This is a genomic window from Ligilactobacillus sp. UO.C109, from assembly GCF_026847815.1.
GTDB classification, from domain to species: Bacteria; Bacillota; Bacilli; order Lactobacillales; family Lactobacillaceae; genus Ligilactobacillus; species Ligilactobacillus salivarius.
In genome coordinates this window covers 346665-360499 of sequence record NZ_JAPSFH010000006.1, presented here as the reverse complement: position 1 = coordinate 360499, position 13835 = coordinate 346665, and the positions used below count along the sequence as shown (strand labels likewise).

Genomic DNA, 13835 nt, shown 5'->3' with positions numbered 1-13835 from the left:
ATATGGCGAAAGTGGTGAAGGGGTTAACACACCGGATTGTGGCTCCGGCATGCGTGGGTTCGAATCCCATCTTTCGCCCTTTAATTACTGGGGTATAGCCAAGCGGTAAGGCAACGGGTTTTGATCCCGTGATGCGCTGGTTCGAATCCAGCTACCCCAATTTTTGAGGATTTGATCCTTTCGTGGCGGTATAGCCAAGTGGTAAGGCAGAGGTCTGCAAAACCTTTATCACCGGTTCAAATCCGGTTACCGCCTTTAGTTCCTAAGGGTGCTAACTGTAAATATGCCGGTGTGGCGGAATTGGCAGACGCGCTGGACTCAAAATCCAGTGTCCGTTGAGGACGTATCGGTTCGACCCCGATCACCGGTATCAGTATTTAAGTCTTAGTTATAAAAACTAAGGCTTTTTAATTTCTAAAAAACAGGCATAATTTTTTGAATATAAAAAGCACTAATGAATCTATTTTATCAATTCATTAGTGCTTTATTAATATATGTTATTGAGCAGTTTCACTAGTACCGGTTTGAGCAGATGAAGATGATGCTGAACTGTTGGAAGATCCACTATTAGAACCGTTGACCTTATTCTCGCCCTGTTCATTTTGGATTAATTGCTGTTGCAAATCCGGAGAAATGCCATCAGAAGAAGAGGTGGTTGAAGATACAGCAGAAGAAGTAGTAGCACTATTTGTAGTATTTTCACTAGTTACTTCGGCAGTATCATCAATACTATTATAAGGTACCTGAGTTCCAATATTTAATTGAATAGAACTAATGTCTAACTTGTGTGATGATAATAGTACTAATTTTCCTTGTAATTTTTTGCCAACCTTTAACTTATATCCATTTACAAGAACGTTATGCGCATAGTGATTAAGTTTTCCCGTTGAAGTAAATTTGCTGCCATCGTCAGTTGTAACAGATAATGGTGTTTTGGCTAAATCAATAGTTTCTTCGCCAACATTAGTAACACTATAAGTGATTGTAGTGCGATAGTAAGTATCCCCAAGAGATGACTTATATTTGAACTTTCTTTCGGCCTCTGTGTAGTTATTACGATCATTTTCAACTTTTCTAGTAGTAACAGTGCCTAAATGATATTTAAGTGATCCTACAGTATCTAGGGTTTGATTAATAGTATCAGTTGATGCTAGGCTTGAACTCACACGACTACTGCTAGATGAAGTTGTTTCCTGTTTATTATTGGAACATGCTCCTAGAAATAGCAATGATAATAACCCCATTAGAACATATCTTTTTTTCATTCTATTAATTATCCTTTCTGGTAATCTATATTATAATCAATAATTATTTTAACATATTTGAGTTAAAATGTTTCATGTGGAACAAGAATAGATTGAGGTAACGTGATAGTAGAAAATGTGTTAAAATAGTAAGTAGCTTTCATGAGAGGGCTATCAAAAATTTAGACTGTGAGGATGGAAAAGTGAAACGTTTGTTGGAAAAAGAATTTTGGCAGATACCAGAATTTTTAAGAAATAAACATTTGCGAATAATAGCAGTTTTCTTACTTATACTCTCCTTAGTCTGTGCAACGTTGGCATTTATTGTTAATGCCTGGTTAGGTATAATTGTCCTTCTGCTGATTTTATTGACAATAGGATTGTCTTTTATAACATTAAAACAAGTTATGCAAGATACCACACATTATATATCTGATTTATCGTATAAAATTAAGCGAAGTGAGCAAGAGGCATTGTTAAAAATGCCAATAGGAATTCTAATGCTCAATGATTTAGCAGAAGTTGTTTGGGTTAATCCAACTATGCAAAAGTTATTTGGGCAAGAAGAAATATTAGGTAAAAAGTTAACAGAGGCTGATGAAGAATTAGCTAAAGTGATCAATGATAATATGTCGAATAAAGATAGTGTTGAAATCAAATGGCAAGATAAAAGATTTAATATGTTAGTACAAAGTGATATTAACGTTGTTTATCTTTTAGATATTACACACTATGCTGAAATTCAGAAACAATACGATGATTCTCGCTTAGTTATCGGACAAATTTTTATTGATAACTATGATGAAGTTACCCAATCAATGAATGATACTAATATTTCCAATTTAAGTAATTATATAACGAATGAGTTATCATCATGGGCTAGTCAAATGGGAATGTTTCTAAAGATGATTGATGAAGATCATTATTTCGTTTTAGCATATACAAAATCATTAACACAGATGGAAAAAGAAAAATTCAAATTACTAGATCGTATTAGAGAAAGAACATCTAAGCAGAATTTTCCAGTTACTTTGAGTATAGGATTAGCCTATGGTGGTACTGATTTAGCTAAACTTTCTCGATTATCACAAAGTAATTTGGATTTAGCACTAGGACGAGGCGGAGATCAGGTAGTTGTAAGAGGAGTAGATGATTCTCAAGCTCGTTTTTATGGTGGTAAGACGAATCCAATGGAGAAGAGAACTCGTGTAAGAGCAAGAATGATTTCTCAAGCATTACAAGAATTAATGAGTCAATCAGATGATATTTTTGTAATGGGACATGCTAGACCAGATATGGATTCGATAGGAGCATGTTTGGGAATTAGACGGATTGCAAAGATGAATGGTAAGCAATGTTGGCTTGTGTTGGACACAGATAATTTGCATTCAGATATCCAAAGATTGCTAGATGAAATTGATAACTATCCAGATATCAAGGAAAGCATCATTTCTCCTGAAGAAGCTTTACAAAAAGCAACCAAGAAAAGCTTATTATTGATGCTAGACTTGTCTAAACCTTCAATTTCAATGAGTCCTGAATTATATGATCAACTCAAGAATCGAGTTATTATTATTGATCACCATCGTCGAGGTGAAGAATTCCCTGAAAATCCGATGTTGGTATATATTGAACCTTATGCTAGTTCTACATGTGAGTTAATAACAGAAATGTTTGAATATCAATCACGCTATAGTGATGATCCAATAAATAAATTAGAAGCAACAGCTATGCTGACGGGAATTATTATTGATACGAAGTCATTCTCATTAAGAACGGGAACTAGAACATTTGATGCTGCTAGTTATCTTCGTTCAGTAGGTGCTGACTCACAAATGTCGCAACATTTTATGAAAGAAAATGTACAAAGTTTCTTGCAACGAAATCATTTGATTGATAGAGTGGAATTTGTAGGGAATGGAAATGCGGTTGTAGTTGGTGAAAATGATCGTGCCTATGATCCGGTAACTGCTGCACAAGCTGCCGATTCTTTATTAACTGTTAGTGGGGTGCAAGCTTCGTATGTAGTGACTCACCGTTCTGAAGATATTATTGGGATTTCAGCTCGAAGTAATGGAGAGACTAATGTTCAAATTATTATGGAAAAAATGGGAGGCGGAGGACATTTATCTAATGCCGCTACTCAAATTGAAGATAGAGATATTTTGGATGTTAGAAAGCAACTACTTGATTTAATTGCACAAACAGAAGAAAATAATACAGAGGAAACTGATTAGGAGTGATTAGTAAATGAAGATTATTTTTACAGAAGATGTTCGAGGTAAAGGACGTCGTGGAGAAATTAAAGAACTTCCAGATGGCTATGCTAATTTCTTAATTAAGCAAAATAAAGCAAAGCAAGCTAATGCACAAGCAATGAGCCAATTAAAGGGTCAAAAACGTGCTGAAGCTAGAAAAGAAGCAGAGGAACTAGAAGAAGCTAAGAAGTTTAAAGAACTACTTGAATCAGGTGAAAGAGTAGTAGAAATGAAAGCTAAGGCTGGAACTGATGGACGTTTATTTGGTTCAATTACTAGCAAACAAATTTCTCAAGAACTTGAAAAGCAATACGGTATGAAAATTGATAAGCGTAAAATGGAATTACGTGAACCAATTCGTACAATGGGATATGTAAATGTTCCTGTAAAACTTCACAATGAAGTAACAGCTAAAATAAGAGTTCATATTTCTGAAAAGTAAGAATTAAAATGATGAAAACATCCAATGGTAGATAGTATTATCTAGTATTGGATGTTTTTATATATTAGTCAAAAATAAAAAAGTTAACAAAAAGAATTACTTTTATTATGTAATTACATCTTAAAAAAGTTATAATTATAAAATGTAATATTGAACGGAAAGGAGCTTCTAAGTGAATAACGACATAATGACGGATAATTTACCACCACAAAATATAGAAGCTGAACAAGCGGTCTTAGGTGCTATCTTCTTGAATACAGATGCTTTAGCAGATGCGATGGAATATGTGGAAGCTGATGATTTTTATCGAAGAGCACATCAAATTTTATTCCAAGCAATGGTAGATTTGAACAATGATGGTGAAGCAATCGATGTATTGACAGTACAAAACTATCTGACTACTAATAATCAATTAGATGACGTTGGTGGAGTTGCTTATATTGCAGAATTAGCAACATCAGTACCAACAGCAGCTAATGCTGGATATTATGCTAAAATTGTTGAAGAAAAGTCTATGTTGCGTCGCTTAATTTCTACTGCAACAAATATTATAACGCAAGCAAATAACGGTGATGATGACGTACCATCTCTATTAGATTCAGCTGAACGGCAAATAATGGACGTTTCAGAGCGAAGAAATCGTAGTGGGTTTAGAGAGATTAAAGATGTTTTAAATGAGACATTGAGTGATATTGATAGATTATCACAGCAAAGTGAAGATATTACAGGTTTACCAACTGGATATAGAGAATTTGATAAGATGACGGCAGGTTTACAGCCAGATAATTTGATTATTCTAGCTGCTCGTCCAGCTGTAGGTAAGACAGCTTTCGCCTTGAATATTGCTCAAAATGTTGCAACGTCTACGGATACAAGTGTTGCTATTTTTTCTCTTGAAATGAGTGCTGAGTCTTTAGTAAATCGAATGTTGTGTGCAGAAGGTTCAATAAATGCTAACCATTTACGTACAGGGCAACTAGATGAAGGAGAATGGCAAAATTTAATCGTTGCAATGGGGGCTTTATCAAATACCTCAATCTTTATTGATGATACTCCAGGAATTAAAATGGCTGAAATCAGAGCAAAATGTCGTCGACTAGCAAAAGAAAAGGGTAATTTAGGTTTGGTAGTTATCGATTATCTGCAATTAATTGAAGGTAGTAATAAAGAAAGTCGCCAACAAGAAGTATCTGAAATTTCACGACAATTAAAGAAATTGGCTAAAGAATTAAGTGTGCCAATTCTAGCCTTATCCCAACTTTCACGTGGAGTAGAGCAAAGACAAGATAAACGTCCAGTTCTATCTGATATTCGAGAATCCGGTTCTATAGAGCAGGATGCGGATATAGTTGCTTTCTTATATCGTGATGATTACTATGAACGTGGTGAATCAAAATCAGAGGAAGATGGCGATGATCAAGATTCATTAAATCAAGATGTCGGTGAAGTTGAATTAATTATTGAAAAGAACCGTGCTGGAGCTAGAGGAACGGTTAAATTATTGTTTATTAAGTCCTACAATAAATTTTCAAATATTTCATATGCTCAAGAGCCGCCAATGTAGAAAATATTATTCATAAAACTTTTCCTATGATAGAATATAATTATACAAATAATTATAGATAGGATTGATTAGAATGTTAATTTTGGGTATTTTAGTAGTAATAGTGATTATTGCTTTAATATGGCGATATTTTTCACACTTAGTAAACCCAACTGATACTAAGGTAGAAGGTGAGATCAATAATTCTTTAATACTATATTTCTCACCTGCTGGAAAAACTAAGCGCTTAGCCCATTTGGTTCAACAAGAAACTAATGCAGATATTATTGAAATCGAGGGTGTAAAAGAATATAGTGGCGATGATAAAGCACGTGCTTTTCGTGAATGGATAACAGGTGCTACACCAGAAGTGAAGAACAAGCTTGATAATATTGATAAGTACGATATGGTTTACTTGGCTTATCCTATCTGGTACGATACTGCTCCAATGATTATGAAGCAAGTTATTAAAAAGCATAATTTTAGTAACAAGTATGTAGTCCCTGTAGTATCGCTTAATAAGGCTTCTCAAGGCAGTGGACGCAGTATACGTTTAATTAGGCATCACGCACCTCGAGCAAAGGTATTACCTCGTTTATTGTTACAAGACGATGGTAAAGATTTGCAACGAATACAAGAATATTTGAAGCAGATTAACATGAAATAATATAGATAAAAATACTCGATCTATTGTCGAGTATTTTTTATTTGTATATATGAGTATATAGTTAAAACCCGAATTTAATTGATGATGATTTGCTAAAAAGGTTTTATTAAAGTTAAAATATTCGGTTTTTACTTGAATATAATCGTTTTTCTTGTTACAATTATCGAGGTTGCGTTGGTTTGATTGACGCAAAAGTTATGGTTATACATAAAATATAATTACGAGGTGGATTATAATGTCATCAGTAGTAGTCGTTGGTAGTCAATGGGGAGACGAAGGAAAGGGTAAGATTACAGACTTTCTTAGTCAAAACGCTGAAGTTATTGCACGTTACCAAGGTGGCGATAATGCAGGACATACAATTGCATTTGACGGAAAAACATATAAATTACGCTTGATTCCATCAGGTATTTTTTATTCTGATAAGATTAGTGTTATTGGTAATGGGGTAGTTTTAAATCCCAAATCCTTAGTTACAGAATTAAAGTACCTTCATGATAATGGAGTATCAACAGACAATCTTCGTATTTCAAATCGTGCTCATGTTATCTTGCCATATCATATCGTTTTAGATGGCTTACAAGAAGCTGCTAAAAAGGATAACAAGATTGGTACAACAAATAAAGGTATTGGACCAGCTTATATGGATAAAGCAGCTCGTGTAGGTATTCGTGTTGCAGATTTATTAGAAAAAGATACTTTTGAAGAAAAATTACGTACAAACCTTGAAGAAAAGAATCGTTTATTTGAAAAAATGTATGGTCATGAACCATTAAAATTCGAAGATATTTTTGAAGAATACTACGAATATGGACAAGTACTTAAAGATTATGTAACAGATACATCTGTTATTCTAAATGATGCATTAGACTCTGGTAAACGTGTCTTATTTGAAGGAGCACAAGGTGTAATGTTAGATATTGATCAAGGTACATATCCATTTGTTACATCTTCAAATCCAGTTGCTGGTGGAGTTACTATTGGTAGTGGTGTGGGACCAGCTAAAATTGATAAAGTTGTTGGTGCATGTAAAGCATATACTTCTCGTGTAGGTGACGGTCCATTCCCAACAGAATTACATGATGAAATTGGCGATCATATCCGTGAAGTAGGTCATGAATATGGTACAGTTACTAAACGTCCTCGTCGTATAGGTTGGTTTGACAGTGTTGTTATGCGCCACTCAAAACGTGTTTCAGGCTTAACAAATTTGTGCTTAAACTGTGTTGATGTATTAACAGGTCTTGATGAAATTAAGATTTGTACAGCATACGAATTAAATGGTGAAAAAATTTATCATTATCCAGCAAGTTTGAAGGAATTATCTGCATGCAAACCTGTATACGAAACATTACCAGGTTGGAAAGAAGATATTACTAACTGCAAGACATTAGAAGACTTACCTGAAAATGCTCGTAACTATATTCACAGAATTCAAGATTTAGTAGGTGTAAAGGTATCTACATTCTCTGTAGGTCCAGATCGTGAACAAACAAATGTCTTAGATAACGTATGGGCACATATTTAATTTAGGATAAAGATATTAGAAGAAAAAGATGTAATAGGGGCTAATACAGCTTTTATTTCATCTTTTTATTTTTTATTGAATTATAAGTTTAAAATTATATAAAATTAGAAATAATTCTGTGAATAACACAAAGAAGTTAGAGTATACCTTTATATGAAGAATTCTTCAATATTTGAATGGAAAGTTACATACTATAAAAATATGATTAAATCAAGGTATTTGCTTAGAAATACAGATAATTTTCTAAATTCATATTAAAATAATTTTTTTAAAGGCTAGGAAACCGATTAAATTAACGATAGGGCGGATATGTTTAAAATTAGAACAATATTAAGGCTTTATTTTTGTCTAAAATAGATATACAATAAAAAAGTGCTAATTAACAAGAACGGATGTTTGTATATAGGAGGAAGAGTTATGGCAATGACAGAAGAACGTTTGAGTTCAACTCAAAAGATAATTCAGCAGGTAATGAATGAGCGAAAGCTATCTTATAAAGAAGCTATCGCTTTCCTTCTAGAATATACAGAAAAAAGGTAGTGATTAAAAATCACTACCTTTTTTGTAATTCATTAATTTTTATCTTTCAAGCTTTCGATATAAGCAAATGCTTCTTGCCCTGCAATACCTGCATCACCAACAGCTGTTGTAATCTGACGTAGGAACTTAGAACGAACATCACCAATAGCAAAAATACCTGGAACACTTGTTGCCATGTGATCGTCAGTTACAATCCAGCCCTTATCATCAGTAATGCCAAGTTTTTGGAATGGTTCACTCATTGGAACTGAGCCAACGTAGATAAATACACCATTGGCTTCGATTTCACCATCTTCACCAGTTTTTTTATTATGAGTCTTTACGCCTGTAACCTTTTTATCATCGCCAATAATTTCAGTTACAATTGTATCCCATGTGAAGTGCATTTTATCATTAGCAAAAGCACGATCTTGTAAAATCTTTTGTGCACGTAACTCATCACGGCGATGAATTACATTAACAGAAGATGTTAATTTAGCAAGATACATACCTTCTTCAACGGCAGAATCGCCGCCACCAATAACTACAACGGGTTTATCACGGTAGAAAGCACCATCGCAGACAGCGCAGTAAGATACGCCACGACCACTATATTTTTCTTCACCAGGAACACCTAATTTGCGATATTGAGAACCTGTGGCAATAATAACAACGGGTGCTTCCAACTCGCCATCATCAGTCTTAACATGCTTAATGCCATTATCATCAACGGTAAGATCTTCAACATTACCATAGACAAATTCGGCACCAAATTGTGTAGAACTTTGGAACATCTCTTCAGCTAAATCTGGACCTAAAATAGATTTAAAACCAGGATAATTTTCAACCTCAGCTGTGTTATTCATTTGACCGCCATATACGCCACGGTCAAGCATAGCTACTTTTAAATTAGCACGAGAGGCATATAAAGCAGCTGTCATACCGCCAGGGCCAGCCCCAATCACAATTACATCGTATTTGTCAGACATTCAGTGATACCTTCTTTCTTTTTAATTATCTTAACTATCATATCATACTTATTAATAATTGAAGTAAAGTAAGTCTTGAAATACCAATTTAATATTGCTTACTTTTTACAAGTAATAATATAATACAAGATATTATATTTTGCAACATGTTTGCTTACTAATTCTTATCCCAAGGTAAATGTAAAGATATATGCTGATTTAATTCTTTTTGACGAGCGAATTTTTTAGTTTTTTCTAGTTTACGGTCTTTGTATCCAGCACAAATAATTTTTTCTTCTTCAGTTATAGGAGTAACTTGGGGTAGAATGATTTGTTTATCTGGTACAACAAAAGTTAAAAATGCCGTTAATCCTAAAAATCTTTCGCCAGTGGTTAAATGTTCACCGATAATTTTCGCAAAAACTTCAATTGAGCGGGAGCCAACGCCACTAACGTATGATTCGATACATAAGGAATCATTAAGGATAAATGGTGCTAAAAAATTAAGTTCATCAACTGATGCTGTAACATTGCTGGCTCTAGCAAGACGAATAGCGGAAATAGAGGCAGTGCCATCTAACATTTCTAAGAGTCTACCACCGTATACGGTTTCATGTTCATTTAAATCACTAGCTAAAACACGATGGCTAGTAATAGCTAGAGTTTGTCTACATGTTAAATCTTCCAAGTATAACAACCCTTTCATAAAAATTACACATATAATTATAACAGTTAATGATTGAAATTAGATTATTAAGAATAAAAATGATAGATTTAAAATAGATAGTGGAAAGGAATGAAACTATGGAAAAGAAGACATTTGTAATTCCAGTAGGGTTAGTGGGGCTATATGCAGTGTTACTGGTTATTAGTGGAAGAATAGTTCAGTTATTAAGTTTAAATTCCAGTAATAGTAAGACATTTGCCTCTGTAATAATTAATTTTGTGATATGTGCGTTATTTTTATGGCTTAATAAAAAATATATAGGAATAAAAATCGACTTTAAATTTACTTTTAGCTTTTTTAAGAGACATATAATATTGGCTACAGTTTTAGCAATTATCACAATTTTAATTGTTATAGGTAATGTAAAAAATCTTCCACTGGCATTAATGGTATCCTTACAAGCAGGAATAGTTGAAGAGGTAATATGTCGAGGTATTATTAGTAAATGTATTTATAATGATTTAAACAAAGTAGAGGAAAAAAGAAGAATATGGATAAGTGCGATTTCTTCAGGTCTAGCATTTGGAATGTTACATTTTATCAATCTTTTTAGGCAAGGACTACTACCTACTATTAATCAAGTTATAGCGGCTGCAGCAATAGGGATGCTTTTTGGGGTAATATATTTAGTATATAAAAATTTATTTGGAACGATTTTTATTCATTTTTTGAATGATTTTTGGATTATTGCAGTAACAGGTACAATTACTGAGCAAGATTCAGGTACTATAGCGATGATTATTTCTTCAGTGCTATATTGGATAATATTAGGATTTATTGCATGGCGAATTATCAAGAAAAAAGTAGCATAGAATAATGTAGAAGGGAAATAACCTAAATGAAAATAATAATTTCTCCAGCTAAGAAAATGGTAGAAGATACGGACAGCTTTGATATTAGTAAATTACCAATATTTAAAGACAAAGCAGAAGTGTTATTAACATGGTTAAAGAGTAAAAACTATGATGAATTAAAAAATATTTGGAAATGTAATGATAAAATTGCCAAACTTAACTATGATAGAATTCAAGATATGAATTTAGATGAGAACTTAACACCAGCAGTTATGGCATATTCAGGGATTCAATATCAAGCAATGGGACCACAAGTTTTTACGCAAGAAGCACTACAAAGAGCAGCAAAAGATTTATATATCATATCAGGATTTTATGGAATTTTAGGAGCGATGGATGGTATTACGCCATATAGATTAGAAATGCAGGCAAAAGTAGATATTAATGATCAACATACTCTATATCAATTTTGGGGTGACAGTATATATCAAGAATTATATAGAGATAATGAATTAGTAGTAAATTTAGCTTCTAAAGAGTATTCTAAAGCCATTGAGAGATATCTAAAGCCTCAAGATAAATTCATCATTTGTTCGTTTAAAAAGGAAAAGAATGGTAAATATGTACAACAGGCAACAGCTGCTAAGCAAGCACGTGGTGATATGGTAAGGTATATTTTAGAAAATAATATTAAAGAAATTGATGAAATAAAGAACTTTTCAGTAAATGGATATCAATATGGACCTCAATTTTCAACTGATACTGAATTAGTGTTCATTAAAAACTAAGTACGTTTCACGTGAAACAAAGTATAAGTGTGTTACACTATACTTATAAATAGTTAGCAAAGGGTGGGCTTTATGATTGAAAATGAAACAATTAAACATCAACTAAATCATCGTGCAATTAGGGCTTTTAAAGATCAAACTTTGTCAGAAGAACAATTAACGACTTTATATGAAGTAGCTAGACATACAGCTACTAGTATGTTTATGCAACAATTTAGCATCTTACATATTACTAATGAGGAGAAACGTAAACAAATTAGAGAAATAACAGGTCAAAAATACGTAGGAGCTAACGGTGATTTATTTATTTTTGTCATTGATTTATATCGAAATAAACAAATTCGCAAACAAATGGGAAATGATGATGGGCGCTTGCATACAATGGATATTTTCTTTCAAGCATTTCAAGATACAATGTTAGCAGTCCAAAATGTAATTAATGCTGCTGAGAGTATGGGACTTGGAATAGTACCTTTAGGGACGGTTAATGATGATCCTAAAGCAATGTTAAAAGTATTAGATTTACCAGAACTCACATACCCAGCTTTGGGCTTACAAATTGGTGTACCAGATCAAGAACCACAATTAAAGCCAAGACTTCCATTAGAATTTACAACTTTTGAAAATGAATATCCACGTGATTTTGAAGTTAGTGAGCTGAAAGATTACGATGAAATAGTACAAACATACTATGATTTACGTGATGCTAATCGAAGAATTGATTCATTTACTAATCAAATTAACGGAAAAAAATTGAATACACATCAAAATAAACGTGATGACATTGTAGAAGCTATTCATAGTCAGGGGTTAGCACTAGATTTTAATTAATTTATAATTTAGGGTTGACAGCAGATAATAGAAAAGATATTATTATGGCATAATAATTAGAAATAGCTAAGAAAAGATGAGTAATTAATGTGAGTATCACTAAAGAGAGTCGTGAATGGTGAGATGCGATGTGTTGAAAGCTTAATGAAGATGGTCTTGGAGCTAGATTATCTGTGAGCCATGGCAAGCAGATAACAGGGGTCGCCTGTTATAGCGAACGAGTATAGCTTGTATAGTGTACTTAGTGAGGATATTACTGTGAGGTAGTATCGAATAACGGGTGGTAACACGTGAATAAGATGATGACACGTCCCTAGAACAACATTTGTTGTTCTAGGGATTTTTTTATTTTTATACGAAAGAAAGTAGGAAAAAATTATGACAAAGACGATTAAAGATTTAGCACATTATGATATTGTAGGAAGTTTTTTAAGACCTGAAGAATTAAAAAAAGCACGCAAAGATTTTTCAGAGAGAAAGATTTCTCAAAATGAATTAAAGGAAATTGAAGATAGACTAATCGATGAGTTGGTGGAAAAAGAAAAAGAAGTGGGGCTAAAGGCTGTGACAGATGGAGAATTTAATCGAGGCTGGTGGCACATTGACTTTCTAGAAAATTTAGATGGAGTAGAAGGATATGTTCCACAAACAGGATATAATCAACAATTTAAAGGGACTGATGCACCTGCTTATAATGTTCGAGTAGTAGGGAAAGTAAAATTTAATCCCGATCATCCATTTTTGAAGAATTTTTCTTATCTTAAAGAAGTTGCAGATAAAAGAAATCTCATAGCTAAAGCTACAATTCTTAGTCCAACAATGTTATATCGTCAGGAAATTTTAGCTAACGATGGTTCTTCAAAATTGAAAGAAATTTATCCCAACGTAGAAGAATTCTATGCGGACTTATCGCAAACTTATGCTGATGCAATTAAAGCTTTTTATGATTTAGGTTGTCGATATCTACAATTTGATGATACAAATTGGGCGTTTTTAGTTGATAAAAATAAACGTGAATCTTTATTAGAAAAAGGTATTGATCCCAAAGAAGCAACAAAAATTAGTAAAGAAATTATCAATAGTGCATTAGCGAATAAGCCTGATGATTTAATAATTACAACTCATGTATGTCGTGGAAACCATGCATCTTCTTGGTTATTTTCAGGTGGATATGAAGCTGTTGCAGAAGATTTATTTTCCACAGACTATGATGGATATTTCTTAGAATTTGACGATGCACGTTCGGGTAACTTTGAACCATTGAGATTTGTTCCGGCTGGTAAAAGAGTGGTATTAGGACTAGTAACTAGTAAAAAACCTGAATTAGAGGATAAAGATGAATTGAAACAAAAAATTCAGGAAGCAACTAAATATGTTGATTTAGATAATTTAGCATTAAGTACACAGTGTGGATTTGCCTCAACGGAAGAAGGAAATAAACTTACAGAAAAAGATCAAGAAAACAAACTGAAATTAGTAATTGAGACTGCTAAGGAAGTTTGGGGAGATTAAAATAAATTTTTTAC

General features: G+C 33.1%; 13 protein-coding genes and 4 tRNA genes. 14 read left to right on the top strand and 3 right to left on the bottom strand.

Features of this window, described 5'->3' with window-relative positions; all coding sequences use genetic code 11:
* Positions 1-5 precede the first annotated feature (5 nt).
* The 4 genes from OZJ21_RS03235 to OZJ21_RS03220 all read left to right on the top strand — a co-directional run bounded on the left by OZJ21_RS03235 (position 6) and on the right by OZJ21_RS03220 (position 370).
* Positions 6-78 (top strand) — tRNA-His (locus tag OZJ21_RS03235).
* Between the two features lie 10 nt (positions 79-88).
* Positions 89-160, top strand: a tRNA-Gln gene (locus OZJ21_RS03230).
* 24 nt (positions 161-184) lie between these two features.
* Positions 185-255 (top strand) — tRNA-Cys (locus OZJ21_RS03225).
* 30 nt (positions 256-285) lie between these two features.
* A tRNA-Leu gene (locus OZJ21_RS03220) sits at positions 286-370 on the top strand.
* Positions 371-497: 127 nt separating this feature from the next.
* Here the strand turns inward: OZJ21_RS03220 and OZJ21_RS03215 are convergent.
* Positions 498-1265 carry a hypothetical protein gene (locus OZJ21_RS03215; RefSeq protein ID WP_160994029.1) on the bottom strand — a complete coding sequence of 256 codons (768 nt, stop codon included), beginning with the start codon at positions 1263-1265 and terminating at the stop codon, positions 498-500.
* Between the two features lie 182 nt (positions 1266-1447).
* Between OZJ21_RS03215 and OZJ21_RS03210 the strand changes: the two genes are divergently transcribed.
* The 6 genes from OZJ21_RS03210 (at position 1448) to OZJ21_RS03185 (ending at position 8222) form a co-directional block, all read left to right on the top strand.
* Positions 1448-3481: a DHH family phosphoesterase gene (locus tag OZJ21_RS03210; protein WP_034983741.1), complete on the top strand. Its 2034-nt coding sequence runs from the start codon at positions 1448-1450 to the stop codon at positions 3479-3481.
* A gap of 13 nt (positions 3482-3494) precedes the next feature.
* Positions 3495-3944: a 50S ribosomal protein L9 gene (gene rplI, locus OZJ21_RS03205; protein ID WP_003700898.1), complete on the top strand. Its 450-nt coding sequence runs from the start codon at positions 3495-3497 to the stop codon at positions 3942-3944.
* Between the two features lie 172 nt (positions 3945-4116).
* Positions 4117-5508 (top strand): replicative DNA helicase, encoded by a 1392-nt coding sequence (gene dnaB, locus OZJ21_RS03200; protein ID WP_034983739.1) that lies wholly within the window; start codon positions 4117-4119, stop codon positions 5506-5508.
* 73 nt (positions 5509-5581) lie between these two features.
* Entirely contained in the window at positions 5582-6154 is a 573-nt protein-coding gene (locus tag OZJ21_RS03195; RefSeq protein WP_049154058.1) for a flavodoxin, read from the top strand.
* Positions 6155-6389: 235 nt separating this feature from the next.
* Positions 6390-7682: an adenylosuccinate synthase gene (locus OZJ21_RS03190; RefSeq protein ID WP_003705624.1), complete on the top strand. Its 1293-nt coding sequence runs from the start codon at positions 6390-6392 to the stop codon at positions 7680-7682.
* Between the two features lie 417 nt (positions 7683-8099).
* Entirely contained in the window at positions 8100-8222 is a 123-nt protein-coding gene (locus OZJ21_RS03185) for a hypothetical protein (RefSeq protein ID WP_003700904.1), read from the top strand.
* 32 nt (positions 8223-8254) lie between these two features.
* Here the strand turns inward: OZJ21_RS03185 and trxB are convergent, their stop codons facing one another.
* Both trxB and OZJ21_RS03175 read right to left on the bottom strand, forming a co-directional pair.
* Positions 8255-9190, bottom strand: coding sequence for a thioredoxin-disulfide reductase (gene trxB, locus OZJ21_RS03180; protein WP_003705623.1), 936 nt, complete (start codon positions 9188-9190; stop codon positions 8255-8257).
* Between the two features lie 157 nt (positions 9191-9347).
* Positions 9348-9875, bottom strand: a complete 528-nt coding sequence (locus tag OZJ21_RS03175) for an acyl-CoA thioesterase (protein WP_034982991.1) — start codon at positions 9873-9875, stop codon at positions 9348-9350.
* Between the two features lie 98 nt (positions 9876-9973).
* On the opposite strand from OZJ21_RS03175, the gene OZJ21_RS03170 reads away from it, so the two are divergent.
* From OZJ21_RS03170 to OZJ21_RS03155, 4 genes are all read left to right on the top strand, one after another.
* Positions 9974-10708, top strand: a complete 735-nt coding sequence (locus OZJ21_RS03170) for a CPBP family intramembrane glutamic endopeptidase (RefSeq protein ID WP_087249927.1) — start codon at positions 9974-9976, stop codon at positions 10706-10708.
* A 26-nt stretch (positions 10709-10734) separates the two neighbouring features.
* Positions 10735-11478 carry a peroxide stress protein YaaA gene (gene yaaA / locus OZJ21_RS03165; RefSeq protein WP_003705620.1) on the top strand — a complete coding sequence of 248 codons (744 nt, stop codon included), beginning with the start codon at positions 10735-10737 and terminating at the stop codon, positions 11476-11478.
* 72 nt (positions 11479-11550) lie between these two features.
* On the top strand, positions 11551-12309 hold the full coding sequence (locus OZJ21_RS03160) for an NADPH-dependent oxidoreductase (protein ID WP_160994031.1): 759 nt from the start codon (positions 11551-11553) through the stop codon (positions 12307-12309).
* A 378-nt stretch (positions 12310-12687) separates the two neighbouring features.
* On the top strand, positions 12688-13821 hold the full coding sequence (locus tag OZJ21_RS03155; protein WP_268857433.1) for a 5-methyltetrahydropteroyltriglutamate--homocysteine S-methyltransferase: 1134 nt from the start codon (positions 12688-12690) through the stop codon (positions 13819-13821).
* Positions 13822-13835: the final 14 nt, after the last annotated feature.

Coding starts and splice junctions, on each gene's coding strand:
- OZJ21_RS03215 (WP_160994029.1), bottom strand. CDS start 1,265: ATGAAAAAAAGATATGTTCTAATGGGGTTATTATCATTGCTATTTCTA.
- rplI (WP_003700898.1), top strand. CDS start 3,495: ATGAAGATTATTTTTACAGAAGATGTTCGAGGTAAAGGACGTCGTGGA.
- OZJ21_RS03195 (WP_049154058.1), top strand. CDS start 5,582: ATGTTAATTTTGGGTATTTTAGTAGTAATAGTGATTATTGCTTTAATA.
- OZJ21_RS03190 (WP_003705624.1), top strand. CDS start 6,390: ATGTCATCAGTAGTAGTCGTTGGTAGTCAATGGGGAGACGAAGGAAAG.
- OZJ21_RS03185 (WP_003700904.1), top strand. CDS start 8,100: ATGGCAATGACAGAAGAACGTTTGAGTTCAACTCAAAAGATAATTCAG.
- trxB (WP_003705623.1), bottom strand. CDS start 9,190: ATGTCTGACAAATACGATGTAATTGTGATTGGGGCTGGCCCTGGCGGT.
- OZJ21_RS03175 (WP_034982991.1), bottom strand. CDS start 9,875: ATGAAAGGGTTGTTATACTTGGAAGATTTAACATGTAGACAAACTCTA.
- OZJ21_RS03170 (WP_087249927.1), top strand. CDS start 9,974: ATGGAAAAGAAGACATTTGTAATTCCAGTAGGGTTAGTGGGGCTATAT.
- yaaA (WP_003705620.1), top strand. CDS start 10,735: ATGAAAATAATAATTTCTCCAGCTAAGAAAATGGTAGAAGATACGGAC.
- OZJ21_RS03160 (WP_160994031.1), top strand. CDS start 11,551: ATGATTGAAAATGAAACAATTAAACATCAACTAAATCATCGTGCAATT.
- OZJ21_RS03155 (WP_268857433.1), top strand. CDS start 12,688: ATGACAAAGACGATTAAAGATTTAGCACATTATGATATTGTAGGAAGT.